This is a genomic window from Variovorax sp. GW821-FHT09D05 (assembly GCF_059416325.1).
Map to the genome: position 1 here is coordinate 526,591 of NZ_JBWKOZ010000002.1, position 23,425 is coordinate 550,015.

Here is a 23,425-nt window from a genome sequence, read left to right on the forward strand (position 1 = left end):
AATTTCACACGGGCGCCAGGCAATCCTGCCTTATTCCTTTGGCCAATCAATAGATTTAAGACGTGGGAATTTCTCCTGAGCCAGCGACCATCTTTTAGGCCCGGCTTCACATTGGTCGCGAGGAACAATGCGACACATTTTAGTTAACCATTGTTGCGCGGCAACGGGCCGATCATTCAATCCTAGAAGAATTGCCAATTTCATAAACCCCGCCGGACTAGGCACGAGCGCCACCATATTTTCAGCCCATTGCACTTGCTCTGCCGAATCATTTCCGGTTGGCTCAAATTGAATAAAGCGTTGCGATTCACGAAGCTGATCGAGCAAAACAACATCAGGAAGGCCAAGAGCGGCCTTACTCTCGATTCCGGCCCGCTGGAGCTGCATTGATTGATAAGTCGCCTCAACAGAAAAATAGTCGCGAATGATCAATACCAAAAAAATTGCACTTGCTGCCCACAGCGCCAGAAGGAAGTTTCGCCCTCGCTCCTTTGACATCTCCCCCAACCTCAAAATTTTCAAATCCGAGGTTAATGCCCCAATTATCAGTCCAGTTGGTAGCAGGAAGTATGCATAGTGGAGGGGAAGTTCGAGCATAGAGTGAATTCCAATAACAACGACCATTAAAAAATAAATGGCTTGCCCGGGCGATTTTATACGGCGCGCTGCAATGATCAGCCAAGCCGCCAAGACTGTCGAAATCAGCACCCCAAGAGGCACTCCTGCCCAAAGGCAAAAGTCCAAGAACAAGTTATGAGACTGAAAAAAAGAATACCCCATTGCGGGGTGATATTCTGCAACAGCGAGTTGCGCAGGCAAGACATCACTCCAGCCATAACCTAGCCAAGGCCGCAAGGACAATGCGTCTCCAAAAATCCTCCATATCGTTGGCCTCAATTCGCCACTCGCACGGGTCATCATAGAACTTGGTGCATCAAGCACCAAGTCTTGACTGATTGTTCGCACGCTCCCAATCAGCGCAAAAAAGAAAAGGCCCGCGGCCATCAAATACAACCGAGGGCGAGCTATTGAATCACTCCACAGTGCGCGCCAATACCAGGATGCTGACAATATTACAAACACCCCAACAGCACCCGTTCGTGACTGCGTTAAAGCTACACCGAACATAAAAATTGCGCACAACAAAACTCCAAGCCAGGGGCGAATTTTTTTCCCCAGTACTCCCCAGCCTACGGCGAGGATCCCCCATAAAAGCAAGGTAGCCAGTTGATTGGCTTGTCCCATATTTGCGTAGGGACGGTTGCCAACGGAACTTGTCGCAACCCAAATATCCAGCGCCTGATCCTGCGCAGTGCCTAACCATTGCTGCAATTGAAGACCAACCGAAATTACTGATGCAATGCCAATTGCTATAAATAAGAAATCAGCGAGCCATTCGGGCCTCCAAAACTGCCATCGCTGGCCCACAAAAATTGCTACGGCAAAGCCTGCGATATAGCTCGCTGAAATTACACTTTGCCCAAAAAATGGCAACAACCCAATGGCGTGTTGAAGATAGAGCCATGGCACCAAGGCCAACGCCAGAACCTCCATCGCGTGGAATTGAAGTTTTGACTGGCAATTTAAAATTGCCGGAAAGGCAAAAAGAGCTATTAATATGGACAGCCAGGCATCCGAATGGAAAGCGCGCCAAGGTAAAGTATGATTTGGGAGTAACCAAGAAAAAGAGAGAAGCACGCCGCCAACCGCAATAGCGGCCGACGCATTTCTGGAATTTCCAACAAACATATTATGCCGCTGAATTAATAAAAAAGCCCCCTTTCGGGGGCTTTTTACATAGCTGCAACTGCTCTCATTTAACTAATTGCAATCAAATTCGGAATTACGCCAATTAGGTCCCAACACGGCACTCAGTCGGAACGTATTTGTTCTTGGCCGAAGTCGAAACAGCACAGGTCCACTTGACCGGGCCACTTGGAAGGGTACCGCTGGCCAAATCAGCCCCATTCGAAGTGGGCTTAAGTGTCAGCGTCAAAGCGCCAGCAGCGTCGGTCGTTTCCAAGGTAATTGTGCCGTTGGTCGAATCCGTCGCCATCGTCTTCAGGTTCTTGAGGCCAGAGCCTGAGGCAATTGCATCGACGCCGGTAGCCAAAGAAGCGCCGTTAGCGGCATTTTCAGCGATAGTCGCCTTAGCACCAGAAGCCATGACCAACGCTTCCGTTACGCGCGCGCGCACGGTGTAATCCTGATAAGCCGGCAGAGCCACAGCAGCCAAAATACCAATGATCGCCACAACGATCATCAATTCGATAAGGGTGAAACCCTTTTGCACATTGCGTGCGATAGAACGACGGTTCATTCACTAACTCCAGGTTGGTTGGTTGTTACGCCCGGGAACCTGCCCGGAGCGAGGTACCTTCCGCAGCATCTGTGCCACCCGTCCCCGGAGCCTCCTGCTGACCGAACACGTCAACTTTGATCACATTGTCGTTACGACATGTGACACAAGTTGCTTCAAGATGCCACGCTTGGTGACAAATTTGTCATGCCAACGCATCGCCCAGCATCAGCAAGTCAGGATCCCATCCGCCTTCAACCAGCGTATGTCCCGCTGCGCCAACCCCGCTACCTGCTCGTCCATCAGCGCCTCGATCTGGCTCATGATCTCGTCGGTTTCGGTGGGCTTGGTGTGGGTGATGTAGATCGGGTACTGCTTCCCCGGCCCGATGTGCGCCAGCTCGTCGGCCAGCACAGCGGGCGACAGATGCAGGCTGCGCTCGGCCAGGGCCTGCTCGCGGCTGCTGAAGGCTGTTTCAATCACCAGCATCGCGACGTCGAGCGCATTCACACGTTCCCAGAAGGGCGCGTTGCGCTCGGTATCCCCGCTGAACACCCAGTGGGCACCGCCTTCGGCCCGTCTCACGGCAAAACCGCACGCCGGCACGGTGTGAACCGCAGGCAGCACCTCGACCAGCTTGGGCTCACGGCTACCCAGCGGCAGCATTTGCCCGACGGCAATGACGTGAAAGCTCACGAACGGCGCCTCGATGCTGGGAATGCTCTCGAAATCCGGCCAGATGACGTTGTTGAACACATGCGCCCGCAGCGCATCGATGGTGGCCCTCAGCGCATGCACGCGCAGCGGCCGCTTGCGGCGGCTGCCGACGGCGTCGAGCATCAATGGGAGCGCTGCGATGTGGTCGAGGTGGCTGTGGGTGAGCACGACATCGTCGATGCAGACCATCTCTTCGAGCGTGAGGTCTCCAACACCCGTGCCCGCATCGACGAGCAGGTCCGTGTCGACCAGGAAAGAGGTGGTGCGGCAGTCTTTGGCTATGGCGCCTGAGCAACCCAGCACACGAACCTGCATTGTGAGAGACCCCTTGTGTGTGTCTGTCGTCATTTGGTTTCGAACCGGGTTGCGCCATCCCAATCAGGGTCTTGTGGTCGCAACGCCATCGAGGCTAAACGCTGGGCATAGAGCTGGTAAAGGACTTTTTTGGCATCCGCGGCGAGCAGGGGGGCCAGCAAGTTTCGGCCCATCGCCCAGTCCTGCCGTCGGTAGGCCGCGAGCACTTCGCTCCAGCGGCCGAGCAGTTGCCGGGTCTGCGCCACCGCCTCGGGCGTGCGCACGGCCAGCGGCGTAAAAACGGCAACGGCTTGTGCCTTTCCCTTGACGCGAACGCTGTCGAGTTCCTGCCAGATGTAGTCGGGCGCCAGCTCGCATGTCGCGCCGCTGGCCACGACTTGCACGCCGTAGTGTCCGCTCAGGCCCTCGAGGCGGGATGCGAGGTTGACCGCGTCACCGACCACGGTATAGCTGCGGCGCGCGGCGGAGCCCATGTCGCCCACGCTCATCAGGCCGCTGTTGATGCCGATGCCCACGCTGATCTCGGGCCGGCCGCTGGCGCGGTGAATGCGGTTGATGTCGTGCACAGCGTCGGCCATGTCGAGCGCAGCCCGTACGGCGAGCGTGGCGTGGTCGGGTGTGTCGATGGGTGCGCCCCAGAAGGCCATGACGCAGTCGCCCATGTACTTGTCGATGGTGCCGCGGTGCGCGCTGATCACGTTGGTGAGTCGGCTGAAGACGGTGTTGAGAAAGGCCTGCAGTTCGGCCGGCGCCATCTGCTCCGACAGGCGGGTGAAATCGCGCATGTCGCAGAACATCACGGTCATGGGCTTGCTCTCGGCGCGCATGCTGTAGCGGCCGGGGTGCTCCATCATTTCGTTGACGAGCTGTGGCGGCACGTAGGTGCCGAAGAGCCGCACCAGGCCGCGCCGCGCACGCGATTCGACGAAGTAGCCCCAGCTCATGTTGAACACGAAGGCAAGCGCCGTCATCGTCAGCGCCGACGCCAGGGGCAGCACGAGGCTGTGGCTCACGTACAACCAGGTGTTGAGACCGATCAGCGCGGCGATCGTCCCCGCGGCCAGCAGCAGGGCGCGAGGCGCCGACAGCAACGACAGTCCGAAGGCCAGCACGAGCCCCGTCACCGCGACAAGCAGCACCTCATAGCCCACCGCGTAGTCGGGCACGCTGAGCAGGCGATGGTCGAGCAGGGCGGAGACGACGTTGGCATGCACCTCCACCCCCGGGAACGCAGCCTCGACGGGTGTGGCACGCAAATCCTGCAGCCCCGGGGCCGTGGCGCCCAGGAGCACGATCTTGTCTTTCAGCTCGCCCGGTCCCAGCCGACCTTCGAGCACGTCCGCAGCAGGCACGTAGCGGAACGATCCTCCATCCGCGCCGCCTGGGCCGCGAAACGGCACCTGCATGCTACCCGTGCCGTCGACCGGAATTCGCAGGCGGCCCACTCTCAGCGATTCGAGCTGCGGCGTGGCGGCTCCTCCGGGCGCAAAGGCCGGCTGCACGGGCGGCGATCCGTTTGCGAGGCGGTAGACGGCGAGCCCCAGCGACTCGTAGTAACCCGGCTGCGCCTTGTCGCCTTCGTAGCGGGCGATGAGCGGCACGCTGCGAATGACGCCGTCGCCGTTGGCGCCAACCAGCGTATTCAGGAAACCCGCCATTGGCGCGGCCTGCGCCAACGCCGGCAGGCTGGCACCGAAGCCGTTCCAGGTCGTTGCGTAGATCCCGCCCGAGGGGAAGGCCCCGGCTGGCAGCAAGGGGGCAGCAGGCAGCTGTCCCTTGGCACTCGGCGCCTCGGTCCGCGTGAAGTAGTAGCCCAGTGCCACGCGCCGGCCGCTCAGCGCCGCGGCGAAGGTGGCGTCATGGTCGAGGCCAGGCGCCAGTCGCTCGACCTCGGCGGCCAGACCCGGCACGTTGCTCAACGGCCCGCTCGCCATCTCTCGCAGCCTGTCGAGGCCCGAACTGCGGTCTGGCTCGAGAAACATGACGTCGAAGCCGAGCACGGCCGCCTGCTGGCGGGTCATCAGCTCCGTGGTGAGGCGGGCGATCTTGTCGCGTGCCCAGGGCCATTGGCCCTGGCGCGCCAGGCTGGCGTCGTCGACGTCGACGATCACGACCCGCGCATCGGGCGTGCCCGGCATGGTGGCGCGCAGGCGGATGTCGTAGATCAGCCGGTCAAGGCGCTCGATCGCGGTCAGCGGCCAAGCGCCGGTGGCGTGCGCCAGCGCCAGCAGCACGGGCAGCAAGGTGATGGCGATGCGCGGCCAGTGCCGCCGCAGTTCCCTCACGGCGCGGCGTCCATGCGGACGTTGCCGCAGCAGGCCGGAAGAAAAGGCGGCTCAGATGCGCACGAACTGCATGCGCGTGGCGCCACCCAGCTCGAGCACGTCGCGCTCCTGCAGCGCAACCGCCTCGGCGCCGAGCTGCAGGCCGTTGAGCGTGACGTTGCCTTCGACGCCCGCAGCCACGTAGCCCTGCCGGCGGCGCGTGACCACGGCCACCGCGACACCGGGCTTGCCGATGGTGGTGACGACCTTCTGCAGGGCCACGTCCTGCCCCTCGTTGGCGCCGGATAGCACGCGCAGCACCGGAATGCCGAGCTCGACCAAGGCGCCGGATTCCGTTGGCGCCGACGACAGCGGCATGGACCCCGAGGGGTACTCGGCCGACGGGGAGCGGACCGAGCCGGTGCCAATGGGCAGATTGCTGCGCGCGCGGAAATGGATGCGGCAGCCCCCGACCTCGATGACATCGTTGTCCTTGAGCGCCTGCTTCTGGATGGCGAGCGCATTGACGTAGGTGCCGTTGGTGCTGTTGAGATCTTCAATTTCGACTTCGCCACCGCTCATGTGCAGCACGGCATGCTCGCCGCTGACCGCCAGATTGTCGATCACGATGTCGTTGTAGGCACGGCGTCCCAGCGTCGTGCGTTCCTTGGCAAGCGCCACTTGCCCGATGACAACGCCATCGACCGAGATGATCATCTTCGGCATTGCCGACTCCCCGAATCCAGAGCTTGAATGACGGCAAGCACATTGGCGGATTGCCGCCAGGGCTTGCTACTTGGCCGTGCGAGGCGCTTCTGCAACGCTCGCGCTGGCAAGGACAACCGAGATGTTGTCCCGTCCACCATTGTCATTGGCAATTGAAACCAAAAGTGATGCTTTTTTCTGAAGCCCGACATCGTGTCCTAGAAGCGTGAAAAGCTGCTCATCCGAAACCATCTCGCTGAGCCCGTCGGAGCAAAGCATATAGAGATCGCCCGGTCTTGCGCTGTGTTCGTGCATTTCCAGCAAGACTTGGGCCTCCACGCCCACGGCGCGCGTCACGAGGTTGCGGGTGGGCGAATTCAGGGCTTCCTCGGCGGTGATGGCGCCGGCGTCGAGCTGCTGCTGGCGCAGCGAGTGGTCGCGGGTGAGCAGCTCCAGCTTGTTGTTGCGCACCCGGTAGCACCGCGAATCGCCGATGTGGCCGACCAGCACGCGCTGCGGCCGGAACGCCGCGAGCACCAGCGTCGTTCCCATGCCCTGCAGTTCGTGATTGGTCATGCCGGCGTGCAGGATCGAGCTGTTGGCCTCGTCCGTGGCCGCCTGCAGCGCCCGCCGGATCACGCGGGTCGGCGCCTGCATTCCGGCCTGGGCGAACCACCGGCCGAAGCTGGCATGCATCAGCGAGACAGCCATCGCGCTTGCCACTTCGCCGCCCTTGTAGCCGCCCATGCCGTCGGCCAGCAAGGCCAACCCCAGGGCGGAGTCCACGTGCACGGCGTCCTCGTTATGGGCGCGCGTCCGCCCGACGTCAGTCAGGGCGGCGAATTCCCAGGTCAGCGGAGGGCGGGTGGAGAACAGGGAAACGCCGACACTCGCCATGGTTTGTCAGTGCCGACTTCTCGAAAACTCAGTGCGCAGCGGCGCGTGCGCGCCGTTGCAGCAAGCGGCCACCGGCCACGACGAGCAACGCACCAGCAGCAGCAGCCGCGTAGTGCAACCAGGGGTTGGCCGCCAGCGTGTCGCGCAGCACCGCGTCCTGCACGATGGTTTCGCCGCCGACCCAGCCGATCAGCGCGGCGCCCAGCATGACGATGATCGGGAAACGTTCCATGAGCTTGATCATGAGCGTGCTGCCGAAAATCACCAAGGGAATGCTGATCGCCAAGCCGAGAACCAGCAGGACCATGCTGCCCTGCGCGGCGGCCGCGACGGCAATCACGTTGTCCAGGCTCATCACCAGGTCAGCCAGCAGGATGGTGCGCACGGCGGCCATCATGCTGCCGTATTCCTTGGATTCGCCCTCGCCCTCGTCGTCCTCGCTCAGCAGCTGCAGGCCGATCCACAGCAGCAGCAGGCCGCCGATGATCTGCAGATAAGGCAGGGCGAGCAGCTTGGCCGCCACCACCGTGAGCACGATACGCAGCACCACGGCCGCGCCGGAGCCGAAGAGCACGGCCTTTTTCTGCTGCGCGGGCGGCAACGAACGCGCCGCCATGGCAATCACCACCGCGTTGTCTCCCGACAGGATGATGTTGATCCAGACGATCTTGAGCAGACCTAACCAGAAGTCTGTGCTTTGAAGAATTTCCATGTCTCTGATCCCACTGTGTTTTATTGAAAAAAGCGCCCGCAATCCAGTGCGGGCGCTTCTTTGTTTCTGCGTGGTCCTACGGCATGTTGCTGCCGTTTTCCGTTTTAGAGCTGCGCCTTGAGCAGCTTGGCCAGTTCCGAGAAGTTGCGCGTCACGGTGAAGCCGCATTCTTCCATGATGGCAAGCTTGGCATCAGCCGTGTCGGCGCCGCCCGAGATCAGCGCGCCGGCGTGGCCCATGCGCTTGCCGGGAGGGGCGGTGACACCGGCGATGAAGCCGACGACCGGCTTCTTCATGTGTTCCTTGCACCAGCGGGCTGCGTCAGCCTCGTCCGGGCCGCCGATTTCGCCGATCATGATGACGGCGTCGGTGTCCGGGTCGTCGTTGAAGGCCTTCATCACGTCGATGTGCTTCAGACCATTGATCGGGTCGCCGCCAATGCCGACTGCCGACGATTGGCCCAGGCCGATTTCGGTCAGTTGAGCCACGGCTTCATACGTCAGCGTGCCCGAGCGCGAGACCACGCCGATGCGGCCCTTGCGATGGATGTGGCCGGGCATGATGCCGATCTTGATTTCGTCGGGCGTGATCAGGCCGGGGCAGTTCGGGCCCAGCAGCAGGGTCTTCTTGCCGCCGGCGGCTTCCTTGGCCTTCATCTTGTTGCGCACTTCGAGCATGTCGCGAACCGGGATGCCTTCGGTGATGCAGATCGCCAGGTCCAGGTCGGCTTCGACGGCTTCCCAGATGGCGGCCGCGGCGCCTGCCGGCGGCACGTAGATCACCGACACCGTGGCGCCGGTTTGCGAGGCAGCTTCCTTCACCGAACCGAAGATCGGGATGTTGAAGATCGACTCGCCGGCCTTCTTCGGGTTCACGCCCGCCACGAAGGCGTTCTTGCCGTTCGCGTATTCCTGGCACTTCTCGGTGTGGAACTGGCCGGTCTTGCCGGTGATGCCTTGCGTGATGACTTTGGTGTCTTTGTTGATGTAGATCGACATGACTTGTTCCTTAGGCCTTCTTGACTGCTGCCACGACCTTCTGGGCCGCTTCCGCCATGGTGTCGGCGCTGATGATCGGCAGGCCCGAATCGGCCAGCAGCTTCTTGCCTTCGACTTCGTTGGTGCCCTTCATGCGAACGACCAGCGGCACTTGCAGGTTCACGGCCTTGCAGGCTGCGATCACGCCGGTGGCGATGGTGTCGCACTTCATGATGCCGCCGAAGATGTTGACGAGGATGGCCTCGACGTTCTTGTTCTTCAGCATGATCTTGAAGGCTTCCGTGACCTTCTCGGGGGTGGCGCCGCCGCCCACGTCAAGGAAGTTGGCCGGCTCGCCGCCGAACAGCTTGATGGTGTCCATGGTGGCCATGGCCAGGCCGGCACCGTTCACCAGGCAGCCGATGTTGCCGTCCAGCGAGATGTAGGCGAGGTCGAACTTGGAGGCTTCGACTTCGGCTGCGTCTTCTTCGTCGAGGTCGCGCAGGGCCACGATTTCGGGGTGACGGAACAGCGCGTTGCTGTCGAAGTTGAACTTGGCGTCCAGCGCCATGACGTTGCCCTTGCTGTCACGGTTGAGCGGGTTGATCTCGACCAGCGAGGCGTCCGTCTCCATGTAGCAGGTGTAGAGCTTCTTGAGGATGTCGACCGTCTGGGCGGTCGAATCGGCCGGCATGCCGATGCCGTCGGCGATCTGCTTGGCCTGTTCGTCGGTCAGGCCCTTTTCGGGGTCTGCGAACACCGTGATGATCTTCTCGGGCGAGGAGTGAGCCACTTCCTCGATGTCCATGCCGCCTTCGCTCGAAGCGATGAAGGCCACCTTCTGGGTGGCGCGGTCGGTCACGGCCGAGACGTAGTATTCCTTGTTGATGTCGGCGCCGTCTTCGATGTAGAGGCGGCGGACCTTCTGGCCTTCGGGGCCGGTCTGGTGCGTCTTGAGCTGCATGCCGAGGATTTCGCCGGCGAGCTTCTTGACATCTTCGATGGACTTGGCGACCTTGACGCCACCGCCCTTGCCGCGGCCACCCGCGTGGATCTGGGCCTTGACGACCCAGACCGGGCCTCCAAGTTTCTGGGCGGCTTCCACCGCCTCCTGAACCGTATAGGCCGGGATGCCGCGCGGCACCGGCACGCCGAACTTGGCAAGGATTTCCTTGCCTTGGTACTCGTGAATCTTCATGAGGGATGTCTCTCGGAAGGAGGAGGTTGAGAACGGGAGATCTGGGTGAGAGTGTTTCTGCTCTGTTGCTCGCGGGCGACGGCGGCCTGACGGCCGGGGGCGGCGAACAACCGCGGACTGTATCATGGTGCGCCGCACCAATACTGTACGTGGGGTTGCGGGCAATACGTACTTTCTTCTAGTTACCCGGGGCACCCTCCATCATGGCCAAGGTTTTCATCGACGGCGAAGCCGGCACCACCGGCCTGCAGATTCGCGAACGGCTCCAGGCGATGCCGCAGATCGAACTCGTGAGCATCGCGCCCGAGCTGCGAAAAGACGTGAACGCCAAGCGCGAACTGATGGCCGGCGTCGACTTGGTGGTGCTGTGCCTGCACGACGACGCGGCGCGCGAATCGGTCGCGCTGATCGACCAGTTGCCCGGCAAGAAGCCCAAGATCATCGACGCCTCCACGGCACACCGCATCGCCCCCGGCTGGGTGTTCGGCTTCCCTGAACTCACCGAAGGCCACTGGCAGGCCGTGGCCAAGGCCGAGCGCGTCGGCAACCCCGGCTGCTACGCCACCGGCGCCATCGCCATGGTGCGCCCGCTGGTCGACGCGGGCATCCTGCCGGCCGACTTCCCCGTTTCGCTGCCCTCCGTGAGCGGCTATTCGGGCGGCGGCCGGACCATGATCGAGGCCTACGAAAAAGGCGAAGCGCCGCCGTACGAGATCTACGCGCTGGGCCTGAAGCACAAGCACATTCCCGAAATCATGACCTACACCGGCCTCACCCGCCGACCGGTCTTCATTCCGTCGGTGGGCAATTTCAAGCAGGGCATGCTGGTGCAGCTGCCGCTGCATCTCGACCTGCTGCCCGGCAAGCCGAAGGCCGGCGACCTGCAAGATGCGCTGGCCGCGCACTACGCGCGCAGCAATACCCCCGAGAAATTCGTGAAGGTGCTGCCGCCCACCGAGGACGGCAAGCTCGAAGCGCTGGCGCTCAACGACACCAACGAGCTCGAGATCCGCGTGTTCCCCAACGAGGACCATCGCCATGCCGTGGTGATTGCCCGCCTCGACAACCTTGGCAAGGGCGCCAGCGGCGCCGCGGTGCAGAACCTGAAGCTGATGCTGGCGCTCTGAGCGCCGCGCCTCTTCAGTCAGTTCACCAGCCAGAGCCCGACGCCCAGCAGGGCCGCGTGCACGCCCAGCGCGACGTACAGCGGCTTGCGCGAAGGCGTCGCCATGTCCTGCAGCGCCTCGTGGATGCGGCGCGTGAGCAGCGCGCGCAGCGCCGGATCTTGCACAGCGCCCTCGCCTGCCACCGGCTCGCCATGCTCCGCGCGACTTTGCTGCCATTCGGCCAGCATCTCGCTCAGCGGTAGCCGGTTGAGCACGAAGCCCACCACCGAACGCACCGCCTTGCCTTCACCCAGCACCGGCGCGAGCTGTTTGCTCAAGGCATCGACCGACAGCCAGTCGGCCGCGCGTTGCAAAGTGCCGTGGGCGCGCGGCATCGCTTCGATGCGCCCGGCAATCGCGCCACCGAGCCGCTGCGACACGGCCTCGCCACGCGCCGCGACCAGATGCTGCATCGCACGCGCGCGCCCTTGCTGCACGCCCAGCATCACGTAGACGACCACGAACAGCAGCAGCAGGACCGCTACCAGCAGCGGCGGCGAGGTGATGAGCGCGACGATGGCGCCGGCTCCACCGGCACGCGCAGCCGTGTTGCCCGGCCCCTGCAACTGGCTCAGATAGAAGAAGAAAACGCCGCCGCCAAGGATGACGCCGAGCAGGCCGCCCTTAATGACGGAACCGGCGAAAGACAAGCCGGCCTTGGCGCCGGTGCGAACGAGAGACGGCTGGCCGACGGGGTCGGATGACATGGAAAAACTCCTCCGTTAATTGACGGCCGCTCTGCTCGACTGCTTGCCGTGCAATCCGGCGGCCTGCCGCGGATCATGCCATCGGCGCCCCACACCATAATCGCGGACCAACCACACGAGGAGGACTTCATGGCCGTCAAATTCCAGAAACCGACCGCGGCATTCGTCGCCGCATCCTGGGCCGCGCTGCTCATCGGCGCCATCGTCTACCTGATCGGGCTGTGGAACGCCTCCATGCAGCTCAACGAGAAGGGCTACTACTTCACCATCCTTATGTACGGCCTGTTCGCCGCCGTCTCGCTGCAGAAGACCGTGCGCGACCGCCTCGAAGGCACCGCCGTCACCGGCATCTACTACGGCCTGTGCTGGATCTCGCTACTGCTGTCGGTGGCGCTGCTCGCCGTCGGCCTCTTCAACGCCACGCTGGCCGCGAGCGAAAAGGGCTTCTACGCCATGGCCTTCCTGTTGAGCCTGTTCGGCGCTGTGGCCGTGCAGAAGAACGTGCGCGACATCGCCGCGCACAAGAGCGAGATGCCGTCGCTCGACGACTCGCCCGAAGCCAACTGAGCGAGCGAGCCGGCGCTACTCGTTGTCGTTGTAGCCGCTGGCCCCCATCAGCGCCGACAGGCGCGCGGAGATGTTGCCGACGATGCCGCGCACCTGCACCACGTCCGGCGCCGACTTCTGGTCGATGCGCTCGATGTACGGCACGTTGATCGACGCGATCACGTGGTCGGCCGCGCCCATCACCGGGAACGCGATGTTGGTGATGCCGCGCGTCTGCTTGCTCGGCATGGCCGAGTAGCCGCGCTCGCGCACCTCGTGCAGGATCGCGAAGAGCTCGCCCGGGTCCATGTCGAGTTCGCCTTCCACACCGATGTGGGCGCGCAGCATGCGGGCGCGGTCGATCTCGTCGCGGAAGGCCAGCAGCACGTGGCCTGACGACGTATCCGTCAGCCCCATCACCACCCCCACCTTGAGCCCGAACGACCAGCGCTCGGGGCTCTCGACCTGCGCGATGACCACCACGCGCCCGCCCTGGTACATGGTGAGGTGGCACGACTGGCGCGCCCGGTTGGCCAGCTCGCGCAAGAGCGGCAGCGCCGCGCTCACCAGGCTCTTGAGCGGCTGCTGGCGATGCGCCAGCTCGAACATGCGCAGCGTGAGTGTGTAGCGGTCGTTCTCATCGACCTGCACATAGCCGCGCCGCTGCAACGTCACCGCCATGCGGAAGATCTCGCTGACCTTTCGCCCGACCTTCTGCGCCAGTTCGTTCAGCGTGTAGCCGGTGGCGCTGTCGGCCAGCGCCTCCAGGATGTCCAGCCCCTTCTCGAGCGCCGGCGCGGCGTAGCGCAGCGCGCCCTCCCCTTCGGGCGCGGCCTCGTCCTGACTCTGTAGTTCTTCCGGCGCTGGTGCTTGCTTCATTGTTCCCTGCTCAATTCGACCATCCACCGTCGATCATATGGATCGCGCCGGTGGTGAAGGCCGATTCGTCGGAAGCCAGGTACACCACCAGCGCAGCAATTTCTTCCGGTTTGCCGACGCGCCCGAGCGGCTGGCGCGCCACGAAGGCGGCGCGCACCGCGGCTTCGTCGGCGCCGGCCTGCTCGGCCTGGGCCGCGATCCGGTCGCGCAGCGAGGGCGATTCGACCGTGCCCGGGCAGATGGCATTGCAGCGCACGCCCTGCTGGATGAAGTCGGCGGCCACCGCCTTGGTCAGCCCGATGACCGCGGCCTTCGAGGCGCCATAGACGAAGCGGTTCGGCACGCCCTTCACGCTCGACGCGGCCGAGGCCATGTTGATGATCGAGCCGCCGCGCTCCAGCATCGCCGGCAGGAAGGTGCGGATGGTGCGATACATCGACTTCACATTGAGGTCCATGCTGAAGTCCCAGTCGGCTTCCTCGCAGGCCAGGATATTGCCGCTGTGCACGAAGCCGGCGCAGTTGAAGAGCACGTCGAGCCGCCCCGCGGTCTGCGCGAAGGCCTGCAGCGCGGCGCTGTCGCGCACGTTGAGCGTGGCGGTCTTCAGGCCCGACAGGCCTTCTTCACGGGCCAGCGCGGCGAGTTCGGCCAGCGCGGCTTCGTCCACGTCGGTGGCCCATACGGCGGCGCCTTCGCGCGCCAGCGCCAGTGCGCTGGCGCGGCCGATGCCCTTGCCGGCAGCGGTGACGAGGATGTTCTTTCCCTGAACGCGAGAAGTCATTGGCGATGTCCTTTGAGTGAGTGTCGGCGCATATGTGAAATATCAATTTCACTGATGAAATCAAATATACGCGACCAGCAAGCCTTTGCATCCCCTCAAAAACCCGGGATCAGTCGCTCAATCATTGGTGAATACCCTTGAATTGGCGCAAACCCCAGCTTCCATTCGAAGGCCTGCTGCTAACCTCATCTGTGAAAAGTAGTTTTACCTAAGAAAACGAGATTCACCCATGGCCCAAGCACCCTCCTCGCTGCTCACCCGCCTGCAAGCCTGCTACACGGGCATCCTCCACGACGTGATGCGCGCCGCGGGCCTGCGCGACTTCACGCTGCCGCCCACGCTGCGCCCGCTGATCGCCGGCCAGAAGATGTGCGGGCCGGCCTTCACGGTGAACGGCCGCGTCGACCCGGCGGCCGATCCGCACGAGACGCTGATGGCGTGGACCGGCTTTCTCTCGCGTGCCAAGCCCGGCCACATCGCCGTGATCCAGCCGAACGACTCGACGGTGTCGCACATGGGCGAGCTCTCGGCCGAGACGCTGGGCCGCAAGGGCGTGCTGGGCGTGATCGCCGATGGCGGCGTGCGCGACGCCGAATTCATCCTGCAGCAGGGCTTCCAGGTGTGGCACCGCTACTTCACGCCGCGCGACATCGTCGGCTACTGGCTGCCAGACGCGATGGACGTGCCGGTGCGCATCGGCGATGTCACGGTGAACCCCGGCGACCCGCTGCTGGCCGACACCGATGGCGTGATCTGTCTGCCGCTCGCGCAGGCCGAAGCGATCGTTACCGAGGCCGAACACATGATGGGCCGCGAGAACCTCGTGCGCACCGCCATCCTCGCGGGCACCGACCCGCAAGAGGCCTACCTGAAGTACCGCAAGTTCTGAGCGCCGGATGTCGAACCCGCAATCCATCGACGCCCGGCTGGTGCTGCTCTCGCCCGGCGACAACTGCCTGATCGCCTGCACCCGCCTTGCCGCCGGCACGTCCGTGCAGCTCGAAGACGGTGCCGTGACCCTGCCGAAAGAAATCGGCCTGGGCCACAAGCTCGCGCGCCATGCCATCGCGGCCGGCGAGAAGGTGCTGAAGTACGGCGCCGTCATCGGCAGCCTGCGTCTGGCCGTAGAGGCCGGCGAGCACATCCACACGCACAACCTCGACAGCGACTACACGCCTACCTACACGCTGGACGAGGGCAAGACCTTCGTCGGCCACGCCTGAGGCGCCCTCCCCGCATGAACGCTCCCAATTTCCAGATCAACGGATTCCCGCGCGCCGACGGCCGCAAGGGCATTCGCAACGTCGTGGTCGTGGCCTACCTCGTCGAGTGCGCGCACCACGTGGCGCGCGAGATCACGCTCAACTTCCGCCAGCAGGACGGTGAATCGGAAGTGCATCTCGTCGGCTTCCCCGGCTGCTACCCGAACGAGTACGCCGAACGCATGATGCAAGCCATTGCCACGCACCCCAACGTGGGCGCGGCGCTGCTGATCTCGCTGGGCTGCGAGAGCATGAACAAGCGCAGGCTCGAAGAGGCCGTTGCCGCATCGGGCCGGCCGGTGCACACGCTCACCATCCAGCAGAAGGGCGGCACGCGCACCACCATCCGCGAGGGCACGCAGTGGGTGCAGTGGGCGCTGGCCGAACTCGCGCAGCAGCAGCGCGTGCCCATGGACCTGAGCGAGCTCGTGGTGGGCACGATCTGCGGCGGCTCCGACGGCACCAGCGGCATCACCGCCAACCCGGCCGTGGGCCGCGCCTTCGACCTGCTGATCGAACAGGACGCGCGCTGCATCTTCGAGGAAACCGGCGAGCTGATCGGCTGCGAATTCCACATGCAGCGCCGCGCCGCCACGCCGGAGCTCGGCGAGGCCATCGTCGAATGCGTGAACAAGGCCGCGCGCTACTACAGCACCATGGGCCACGGCAGCTTCGCGCCGGGCAATGCCGACGGCGGGCTCTCGACCATCGAGGAGAAATCGCTGGGCGCATATGCGAAGAGCGGCGCCTCGCCCATCAACGGCATCGTGAAGCCGGGCGACGTTCCGCCGCAGGGCGGCCTCTACCTGCTCGACGTGGTGCCCGACGGCGAGCCGCGCTTCGGCTTTCCGAACATCAGCGACAACGCAGAGATCGTCGAACTCATCGCCTGCGGCGCGCACCTCATCCTGTTCACCACGGGCCGCGGCTCTGTGGTGGGCTCTGCCGTGTCGCCCGTCATCAAGGTCTGCGCCAACCCCGACACCTACCGCCAGCTCGGCGAGGACATGGACGTCGATGCCGGCCGCATCCTCGAAGGGCGCGGCACGCTGCAGGAGGTGGGCCAGGAGATCTTCGACGCTGTGCGCAGCGTTGCCGACGGCGCGGCCACCAAGTCCGAGGCGCTGGGACATCGCGAATTCATCCTGACCTACAAGGCCTTCGAACCGCTCGGCCCTTCGTGCCTGCCGCTCGCCAGCATTGCTCGCGCTGCGTGAGCGGCACCCTCCCCCGCCTTTCTTTCCTGGACTTCCGGAGCCCAACGCATTGAACTACCAGTTCGACTTCATGCCCGTGCTCGAGCAGTGGCCGCTGCTGCTCGAAGGCGCGTGGACCACTGTGCAGCTGTCCTTCATCGCGACGGTGCTGGGCTTTGCGCTGGGCACGGTCTGCGCGCTGGGGCGCAACAGCCGCCACGGCTGGCTGCGACGCCTGACGGGCGGCTACGTGGAAGCCATCCGCAACACGCCGCTGCTGATCCAGAGCTACTTCCTCATCTTCGGCCTCTCCAGTGCCGGCGTGACGATGCCGATCATGGTGGGCGCGGTGCTGGCGCTGGTGGTGAACATCGGCGCGTACAGCTGCGAAATCATCCGCGCGGGCATCGAGTCGATCCACAAGGGCCAGCTCGAGGCGGCGCAATGCCTGGGCCTGTCGAAGCTGCAGGTGTTCTGGCACGTGATCCTGCGGCCCGCGGTGGAGCGCGTGTACCCGGCGCTCGCCAGCCAGTTCGTGCTGCTGATGCTGGCCTCCAGCATCATGTCGTCGATCGGCGCGGAAGAGCTCTTCGGCGTGGCCAACCGCATCCAGTCGGACACCTTCCGCAACTTCGAGATCTTCATCGTGCTGTGGGCGGTGTACCTGGCGCTGTCGTACGCCATGCGCCTGGGCTTCTGGCTGCTGGGCATGCTGATCTTCCCGCGCCGGCGCAAGCTGGGCACGCCGCTGTGAGGCGGGCAAAAGAGGTTTCGACATGACCTTCATGCCAATCGATCACTTCGGCTTTTTGTTGATGGGCGCGTGGGGCACGGTACAGCTCTCGGCGCTTGCGTTCGTGGGCGGCGGGCTCATCGGGCTGGCGGTGGCGCTGGCGCGCGTGTCGCCGGTGAAGGCGGTGCGGCGCATTGCGGCGGGCTACATCCAGGTCATCCAGGGCACGCCGCTGCTGGTGCTCATGGGCGTGTGCTTCTTCGGACCCAACATCGCGGGCATCGGCTCGGTGCCGGCGATCGTCGCGGCAGCGCTGGCCATCACCATCTATGCGAGCGCCTTCCTGGGCGAGATCTGGCGCGGCTGCATCCAGTCCGTGCCGCGCAGCCAGTGGGAAGCCGCCGAGTGCCTGGCGCTCACGCGCTGGGAGCGCATGCGCCGCGTGATCCTGCCGCAGGCGCTGCGCATCGCGACGCCGCCCACAGTGGGCTTCCTGGTGCAGATCATCAAGAACACGTCGATCGCGTCGCTGGTGGTCGGCTATGCCGAGCTTTCCTACAACGCCAAGGTGCTGAACAACTCGACGTTCCAGCCCTTCCTGTATTTCGGGTGCGCGGTGGTCCTGTATTTCATTCTTTGTTACCCGCTGTCGCGATGGAGTCGCGCCCTTGAAAGGAAGCTCAATGCAGCCCGTGGTTGAACTCAACGACGTCCACAAGCACTTCGGCAAGCTGCATGTGCTCAAGGGCGTGTCGTTCTCGGTGACGCGCGGGCAGGTGGTCGCCATCATCGGCCAGAGCGGCTCGGGCAAGAGCACTGCGCTGCGTTGCATCGACCGGCTGGAGACCATCGACAGCGGCACCATCCAGTGCTGCGGCCACGCGGTGCACGACCCGGCGCTGAACCTGCGCGACCTGCGCAAGGACGTGGGCATCGTGTTCCAGAGCTACAACCTGTTCCCGCACCTCACGGTGAAGCAGAACATCACGCTCGCGCCGCAATCGGTGAAGAAGATGAGCGCATCGGAAGCCGGCGCCATCGCCATGGAAGTGCTCGAACGCGTGGGCCTGGCCGAGAAGGCCGACGCCTACCCCGAACAGCTCTCGGGCGGCCAGCAGCAGCGCGTGGCCATCGCGCGCTCGCTCGCGATGAAGCCGCAGCTGATGCTGTTCGACGAAGTGACCTCCGCGCTCGACCCGCAGCTCACCGGCGAAGTGCTCAAGGTGATGGAAAAGCTCGCTGCCGAGGGCATGACCATGATCCTCGTCACGCACGAGATGGCGTTCGCGCGCGGCGTGGCCGACAAGGTCATCTACATGCACCAGGGGCTGGTGTGGGAGGAAGGCGACGCCGGCATCCTCAGCGACCCGCAGACGCCTGAACTGCGCCAGTTCATCGGCACCGGGCTTTGATTTTCTTTTCAGACAACTCCAGGAGACCTTCGATGACTTCTTCCCTCTCGTTCAAGCGCCGCGGCGCACTGCTGTCCGCGCTCGTGCTGGCCCTCGGCTTTGCAGGTGCGGCGCACGCTGACCAGCTCGACGCCATCACCGCCGCCAAGAAGATCCGCGTGGCCATCGACCTCGCAGTGCCGCCCTACGGCCTGAAGGACGAGAAGCTCAACGCCACCGGCTCCGACGTCGAGACCGCGCGCCTGCTGGCCAGGAGCCTGGGCCTCGAGCTGGAGATCGTGCCCACCACCGGCGCCAACCGCATTCCCTTCCTGCAGACCGACAAGGCCGATATCGTGATCTCCAGCATGTCGGTCACGCCGGAGCGCGAGAAGGTCGTCGACTTCTCTGTGCCCTATGCCGCCATCCTGGCCGTGGTGGGCGCGCCCAAGAGCATGAGCATCACCGGCCCGGCCGACCTGGCGGGCAAGAAAGTGATTGCCACGCGCGGCACCACCAACGACCAGGAAGTGACGAAGATCCTGCCGGCCGACGCGCAGATCGTGCGCTTCGACGACGACGCCACCTCCATCACCGCCGTGGTGAGCGGACAGGCCGACATCTTCGCGACCGCGCCGCCGCTCTTGAAGACCATCAACGAAAAGAACCCTGCCAAGCAGATGGAGCCGAAGTTCACGATGAAGGTCAACATGCTGGCCATCGGCATGCGCAAGAACGAGCCGCGCCTGAAGGCCAAGCTCGACGAGTTCGTGAAGGCGCAGCTCAAGAGCGGCGAGCTCAACACCATCTACAAGAAATTCCACGGCGCCGACCTGCCCGCGGACGTGATGCGCAACGGAGCCTGAGCACGATGGCGAAGATCGACCAGGTAGAAATCGCGCAGATCGACATCGCGCCCAAGGTCAAGCGCACCGACGCGATCCAGTCCTTCGTGACGCAGGAGACCGTGATGGTCACCGTGCGCTGCGACGACGGCTCGGCGGGCACGGGCTACACGTACACCATCGGCACGGGCGGCTCGTCCATCGTGGCGCTGCTGAACGACCACCTGGTGCCGCGCCTGATCGGGCGCGACCCGCAGCAGTACGAAGCCATCTGGCGCGACCTGTTCTTCCACACGCACGCGACCGCCGTGGGCGCCATCACCAGCCTGGCGCTGGCGGCCATCGACACTGCGCTGTGGGACCGCAACGCGCGCGCGGCGAGCCTGCCGCTGTGGCGGCTGGCCGGTGGTGCGCAGGCGCGCGTGCCGGTCTACACCACCGAGGGCGGCTGGCTGCACATCGAGCCCGCACAACTCGTCGAGCAGACGCTCGCTGCGAAGGCCGACGGCTTTCTCGGCGCGAAGATCAAGGTCGGCAAGCCGCATGTGGCGCAGGACATCGCGCGCCTCTCGGCCGTGCGCGAGGCCGTGGGGGCGGACTTCGAGCTGATGGTCGACGCCAACCAGAGCTTTACCGCGGCAGAGGCCATTCGCCGCGCGCGCCAGTACGCGCCGCTCGACCTGGCATGGTTCGAGGAGCCGATGCCGGCCGAGCACGTGCGCGGACATGCGCAGCTGCTGGCGAGCACCTCGGTGCCGATCGCGGTGGGCGAATCGATGTACCACCCGTCGCAGTTCGCGGAATACATCCAGCAGGGCGCCTGCTCGATCGTGCAGGCCGACGTGGCGCGGGTGGGCGGCATCACGCCGTGGCTGAAGATCGCGCACCTCGCGGAGGCGCACAACATCGCGATGTGCCCGCACTTCCTGATGGAGCTGCATGTGAGCCTGTGCGCGGCGGTGCCGAATGCGCGCTGGGTGGAATACATCCCGCAGCTCGATGACCTCACGACGAGCCGGCTGCGCATCGAAGGCGGCCATGCGGTGGCGCCGGAGACGCCGGGGCTGGGCATCGAGTGGAATGCCGACCAGCTGAAGGCGCGGCGCAAGTTCACGCCGATCGTGGTGCGCGGCTGAGTCGGTCAGTCAGTCTGCTTCGAGCAGATTGCGCAGCGCCTGCAGGTCGCGGGCGATCCACTGCGCATCGCGCTCGAAGGCCGCATCGTCCATGTGCGGCTGGCGCAGCAGCGTGAACTGCAGCTCGCAGGCGTCCGGCGCAACGCCGATCACGCGAAACGGCAGGTAGACCTCGGGCACGCCTTCGGGCGCGACCCAGTGGTCGAGCACGCCGAGATCGTTGCGCGGCGCGAAGCGCATGCGGGCCTCGCCGCTCTCGGGTGTGCGCACGATCCAGTGGTCGCCATGCGGCACCAGCGCGCTCTTGGCGAGGCCGCTGGCCCAGTCGGGCAAGCGCTTCGGATCTGCCGTCAGCACATAGGCGCGGCGCCATTCGCACTGCACGCGCTGAGTGATGACGCGGGACTGCGCGGCGTGGTCTTCATTCGTCGGTTTCATCGAAATCGCTCCTGAGTACCTTGGACACGACGGCGCCCGAAAAACCGCGCGCCATCAGGAATCGCATCTGCTTGGCCCGCTCCTTCGCATCGGCGGGCGGCGCGTCGAAGCGGTGGCGCCACACGGCCGTGGCGCGTTCGACTTCTGTTTCCTGCAGCCCAGCTATCGCTTCGGCGATGGCCTCGGGCGCGATGCCCTTGGCCTGCAGCTCCTGCTTCACCCGCAGCGCGCCCGAGCGGGCCGCGCGCTGGTTGAGCACCGAGGCCACCACGCGCGGCTCGCTGATGAAGTCTTTCGCTGCCAGCTCGTCGAGCGCCTTCGCCAGCGTGCCGGGCTCTTCTTCATGTCTGGCCAGCTTGCGTTCCAGCTCCGCACGCGAATGCTCGCGCTGGCTCAGCAGGCGCAGTGCGCGGCCTTTGAGGGACGGGGCGTTGAATGCCATTCGGGGGTCGCTCGCGCGGCCCCCGGGGAGCCGCGCTCTGGCTTATTCACCCTTGTCGGCCTTCTCGGCCTTGGCAGCCTTCTGCGGCTTCTCGGGCGTGGCGCCGGCATCGGCGGCCAGCAGCGGGATGCCCAGCGACTCGCGCACCTTGTTCTCGATCTCGCGCGACAGCTCGGGGTTCTCGCGCAGGAACTCTCGGGCGTTGTCGCGGCCCTGGCCGATCTTCTCGCCGTTGTAGGCGTACCAGGCGCCCGACTTGTCGACGATCTTGGCGGTCACGCCCATGTCGATGATCTCGCCTTCGCGGCTGATGCCTTCGCCGAACAGGATGTCGAACTCCGCCGTCTTGAACGGGGGCGAGACCTTGTTCTTCACCACCTTCACCTTGGTTTCGTTGCCGATGGCCTCGTCGCCCTTCTTGATGGTGCCGATGCGGCGGATGTCCAGGCGCACCGAGGCGTAGAACTTCAGCGCGTTGCCGCCGGTGGTGGTTTCGGGCGAGCCGAACATCACGCCGATCTTCATGCGGATCTGGTTGATGAAGATGACCATGCAGTTGGTCTTCTTGATCGTGGCCGTGAGCTTGCGCAGCGCCTGGCTCATCAGGCGGGCCTGCAGGCCGGGCAGCGAGTCGCCCATTTCGCCTTCGATTTCGGCCTTGGGCGTGAGCGCGGCGACCGAGTCGATGACGATCAGGTCGACGGCGCCGGAGCGCACCAGCGAGTCGACGATTTCAAGGGCCTGCTCGCCGGTGTCAGGCTGGCTGATCAGCAGGTCGGACAGGTTCACGCCGAGCTTCTGGGCGTATTGCACGTCGAGGGCGTGCTCGGCGTCGACGAAGGCGCAGGTGCCGGCCTGCTTCTGCATGGCGGCGATGACTTGCAGCGTGAGCGTGGTCTTGCCCGAGGATTCAGGGCCGTAGATTTCGATCACGCGGCCGCGCGGCAGGCCGCCGACGCCCAGCGCGATGTCCAGGCCCAGCGAGCCGGTGGAAACCACCTGGATGTCTTCGAGCGCCTCGCCTTCGCCGAGCCGCATGATCGTGCCCTTGCCGAACTGCTTTTCGATCTGGGCCAGCGCGGCTTGCAGCGCCTTGGCTTTTTCACTGTTGGCGACCGAGATGCTTGCGCCCTTGACGACTGCGTCCATGTGGAAACTCCTTGAAAATCAACGGTTTGTGTTGGGTTTCATCCGATCTGCTTTTAACTACAGGCTGGATGCTTGAACAGTAGTGTAGGGGCTGATGGGTTGGCGTAAACCCATTTTTTGGTCAGTTTGCTTTACCATTTACCGCCATGGCCAAAGCTGCTTTCCCGACCGACCCCGATGCCTGGCGCCAGACCCACCTGGGCCGCCTGCTCGGCCACGCCATGCGCCGCTTCGACGAGCGCGTGCTGGAGTTGATGGCGCACGACGTCGACGTGCCGCTGGCGCTGTCGAACCTCGCGGCGCGCGCGCAGGTGAGCGCGGCGCACATCCACATCACGCGGCACCTGGCGCGCGAGGGCTCGCGCCTCACGGAACTGGCCGAGCGCGCCGGCATGACCAAGCAGGCCATGGGGGCGCTGGTCGACCAGTGCGAAGCCTGGGGGCTGGTTACGCGCGGGCCCGATCCGCTCGACGCGCGGGCGCGGCGCGTGCTCTTCACCGCCGACGGGCTGGCCTGGCTAGACGCCTTCCGCAGCGCGGTGACGCAGGCCGAGAGCGAGTTCCGAAGCAGCGTCGGCGACGAGATCGCCACCGTGGTAACCATCGGACTGGAAGCCTACACAGCGGGCTAGACTCGCCCCAGAGACAAATGTGAACGGCGCCGTTTCGG

At 64.4% G+C, this 23,425-nt stretch carries 26 protein-coding genes; 11 read left to right on the forward strand and 15 right to left on the reverse strand.

Annotation, left to right across the window (positions count from 1 at the left end):
- Nucleotides 1–30: 30 nt before the first annotated feature.
- The 9 genes from AC07O3_RS07055 to sucC form a co-directional block, all read right to left on the reverse strand.
- Nucleotides 31–1,749, reverse strand: a complete 1,719-nt coding sequence (locus tag AC07O3_RS07055) for a PglL family O-oligosaccharyltransferase (RefSeq protein ID WP_495338925.1) — start codon at nt 1,747–1,749, stop codon at nt 31–33.
- Nucleotides 1,750–1,852: 103 nt separating this feature from the next.
- A complete protein-coding gene (locus AC07O3_RS07060) occupies nt 1,853–2,320 on the reverse strand; it encodes a pilin (protein WP_495338926.1) in 468 nt (155 codons plus the stop codon).
- Between the two features lie 207 nt (nt 2,321–2,527).
- On the reverse strand, nt 2,528–3,331 hold the full coding sequence (locus tag AC07O3_RS07065; protein WP_495338927.1) for a 3',5'-cyclic-nucleotide phosphodiesterase: 804 nt from the start codon (nt 3,329–3,331) through the stop codon (nt 2,528–2,530).
- 29 nt (nt 3,332–3,360) lie between these two features.
- Nucleotides 3,361–5,616, reverse strand: a complete 2,256-nt coding sequence (locus AC07O3_RS07070) for a CHASE2 domain-containing protein (protein WP_495338928.1) — start codon at nt 5,614–5,616, stop codon at nt 3,361–3,363.
- A 51-nt stretch (nt 5,617–5,667) separates the two neighbouring features.
- Nucleotides 5,668–6,321 carry an FHA domain-containing protein gene (locus tag AC07O3_RS07075; protein ID WP_093174460.1) on the reverse strand — a complete coding sequence of 218 codons (654 nt, stop codon included), beginning with the start codon at nt 6,319–6,321 and terminating at the stop codon, nt 5,668–5,670.
- Nucleotides 6,322–6,387: 66 nt separating this feature from the next.
- The gene (locus AC07O3_RS07080; protein WP_093055235.1) at nt 6,388–7,197 is read right to left on the reverse strand and encodes a Stp1/IreP family PP2C-type Ser/Thr phosphatase; all 810 of its coding nucleotides are present in this window, start codon (nt 7,195–7,197) and stop codon (nt 6,388–6,390) included.
- A gap of 28 nt (nt 7,198–7,225) precedes the next feature.
- Entirely contained in the window at nt 7,226–7,909 is a 684-nt protein-coding gene (locus AC07O3_RS07085) for a TerC family protein (RefSeq protein WP_093055233.1), read from the reverse strand.
- A 104-nt stretch (nt 7,910–8,013) separates the two neighbouring features.
- Nucleotides 8,014–8,907 (reverse strand): succinate--CoA ligase subunit alpha, encoded by an 894-nt coding sequence (gene sucD / locus AC07O3_RS07090; protein ID WP_007828710.1) that lies wholly within the window; start codon nt 8,905–8,907, stop codon nt 8,014–8,016.
- Between the two features lie 10 nt (nt 8,908–8,917).
- Entirely contained in the window at nt 8,918–10,084 is a 1,167-nt protein-coding gene (gene sucC, locus AC07O3_RS07095; RefSeq protein ID WP_042577345.1) for an ADP-forming succinate--CoA ligase subunit beta, read from the reverse strand.
- A 203-nt stretch (nt 10,085–10,287) separates the two neighbouring features.
- On the opposite strand from sucC, the gene argC reads away from it, so the two are divergent.
- Complete coding sequence (argC, locus tag AC07O3_RS07100; protein ID WP_495338929.1) at nt 10,288–11,211, forward strand: N-acetyl-gamma-glutamyl-phosphate reductase; 924 nt, start codon at nt 10,288–10,290, stop codon at nt 11,209–11,211.
- 17 nt (nt 11,212–11,228) lie between these two features.
- Here the strand turns inward: argC and AC07O3_RS07105 are convergent, their stop codons facing one another.
- Nucleotides 11,229–11,957 (reverse strand): hypothetical protein, encoded by a 729-nt coding sequence (locus AC07O3_RS07105; protein WP_097197624.1) that lies wholly within the window; start codon nt 11,955–11,957, stop codon nt 11,229–11,231.
- Nucleotides 11,958–12,086: 129 nt separating this feature from the next.
- Here AC07O3_RS07105 and yiaA point away from each other — a divergent pair, with 129 nt between their 5' ends.
- Complete coding sequence (yiaA, locus tag AC07O3_RS07110; protein ID WP_093076293.1) at nt 12,087–12,524, forward strand: inner membrane protein YiaA; 438 nt, start codon at nt 12,087–12,089, stop codon at nt 12,522–12,524.
- Nucleotides 12,525–12,539: 15 nt separating this feature from the next.
- Here the strand turns inward: yiaA and AC07O3_RS07115 are convergent, their stop codons facing one another.
- Both AC07O3_RS07115 and AC07O3_RS07120 read right to left on the reverse strand, forming a co-directional pair.
- A complete protein-coding gene (locus tag AC07O3_RS07115; protein WP_495338930.1) occupies nt 12,540–13,382 on the reverse strand; it encodes an IclR family transcriptional regulator in 843 nt (280 codons plus the stop codon).
- 10 nt (nt 13,383–13,392) lie between these two features.
- Nucleotides 13,393–14,163: an SDR family oxidoreductase gene (locus AC07O3_RS07120; RefSeq protein WP_093055224.1), complete on the reverse strand. Its 771-nt coding sequence runs from the start codon at nt 14,161–14,163 to the stop codon at nt 13,393–13,395.
- Between the two features lie 229 nt (nt 14,164–14,392).
- Here AC07O3_RS07120 and AC07O3_RS07125 point away from each other — a divergent pair, with 229 nt between their 5' ends.
- The 8 genes from AC07O3_RS07125 to AC07O3_RS07160 are packed head-to-tail and all read left to right on the forward strand — an operon-like array spanning nt 14,393 to nt 20,726.
- A complete protein-coding gene (locus AC07O3_RS07125) occupies nt 14,393–15,052 on the forward strand; it encodes an RraA family protein (protein ID WP_495338931.1) in 660 nt (219 codons plus the stop codon).
- Nucleotides 15,053–15,059: 7 nt separating this feature from the next.
- Nucleotides 15,060–15,386, forward strand: a complete 327-nt coding sequence (locus AC07O3_RS07130) for a UxaA family hydrolase (RefSeq protein WP_093055220.1) — start codon at nt 15,060–15,062, stop codon at nt 15,384–15,386.
- Between the two features lie 14 nt (nt 15,387–15,400).
- Complete coding sequence (locus AC07O3_RS07135) at nt 15,401–16,642, forward strand: UxaA family hydrolase (protein ID WP_495338932.1); 1,242 nt, start codon at nt 15,401–15,403, stop codon at nt 16,640–16,642.
- 49 nt (nt 16,643–16,691) lie between these two features.
- On the forward strand, nt 16,692–17,375 hold the full coding sequence (locus tag AC07O3_RS07140) for an amino acid ABC transporter permease (RefSeq protein ID WP_495338933.1): 684 nt from the start codon (nt 16,692–16,694) through the stop codon (nt 17,373–17,375).
- A 22-nt stretch (nt 17,376–17,397) separates the two neighbouring features.
- Entirely contained in the window at nt 17,398–18,054 is a 657-nt protein-coding gene (locus AC07O3_RS07145) for an amino acid ABC transporter permease (protein WP_371127368.1), read from the forward strand.
- Nucleotides 18,038–18,766, forward strand: a complete 729-nt coding sequence (locus AC07O3_RS07150) for an amino acid ABC transporter ATP-binding protein (RefSeq protein WP_093076300.1) — start codon at nt 18,038–18,040, stop codon at nt 18,764–18,766. Before AC07O3_RS07145 ends, AC07O3_RS07150 begins: the two co-directional genes overlap by 17 nt.
- A 32-nt stretch (nt 18,767–18,798) precedes the next feature.
- On the forward strand, nt 18,799–19,611 hold the full coding sequence (locus AC07O3_RS07155; RefSeq protein ID WP_495338934.1) for a transporter substrate-binding domain-containing protein: 813 nt from the start codon (nt 18,799–18,801) through the stop codon (nt 19,609–19,611).
- 5 nt (nt 19,612–19,616) lie between these two features.
- A complete protein-coding gene (locus tag AC07O3_RS07160) occupies nt 19,617–20,726 on the forward strand; it encodes a mandelate racemase/muconate lactonizing enzyme family protein (RefSeq protein ID WP_495338935.1) in 1,110 nt (369 codons plus the stop codon).
- 9 nt (nt 20,727–20,735) lie between these two features.
- On the opposite strand, the gene AC07O3_RS07165 is transcribed toward AC07O3_RS07160, so the two are convergent.
- Genes AC07O3_RS07165 through recA form a run of 3 tightly spaced genes read right to left on the reverse strand, consistent with a single transcriptional unit; the run spans nt 20,736 to nt 22,755 of the window.
- Nucleotides 20,736–21,164 (reverse strand): SRPBCC family protein, encoded by a 429-nt coding sequence (locus AC07O3_RS07165; RefSeq protein ID WP_495338936.1) that lies wholly within the window; start codon nt 21,162–21,164, stop codon nt 20,736–20,738.
- Complete coding sequence (gene recX, locus AC07O3_RS07170; RefSeq protein ID WP_495338937.1) at nt 21,148–21,606, reverse strand: recombination regulator RecX; 459 nt, start codon at nt 21,604–21,606, stop codon at nt 21,148–21,150. The genes AC07O3_RS07165 and recX overlap by 17 nt, the downstream gene beginning before the upstream one ends.
- A 42-nt stretch (nt 21,607–21,648) precedes the next feature.
- Nucleotides 21,649–22,755 carry a recombinase RecA gene (gene recA / locus AC07O3_RS07175; RefSeq protein WP_093055204.1) on the reverse strand — a complete coding sequence of 369 codons (1,107 nt, stop codon included), beginning with the start codon at nt 22,753–22,755 and terminating at the stop codon, nt 21,649–21,651.
- Nucleotides 22,756–22,901: 146 nt separating this feature from the next.
- On the opposite strand from recA, the gene AC07O3_RS07180 reads away from it, so the two are divergent.
- Nucleotides 22,902–23,387 carry a MarR family winged helix-turn-helix transcriptional regulator gene (locus tag AC07O3_RS07180; RefSeq protein WP_495338938.1) on the forward strand — a complete coding sequence of 162 codons (486 nt, stop codon included), beginning with the start codon at nt 22,902–22,904 and terminating at the stop codon, nt 23,385–23,387.
- Nucleotides 23,388–23,425: the final 38 nt, after the last annotated feature.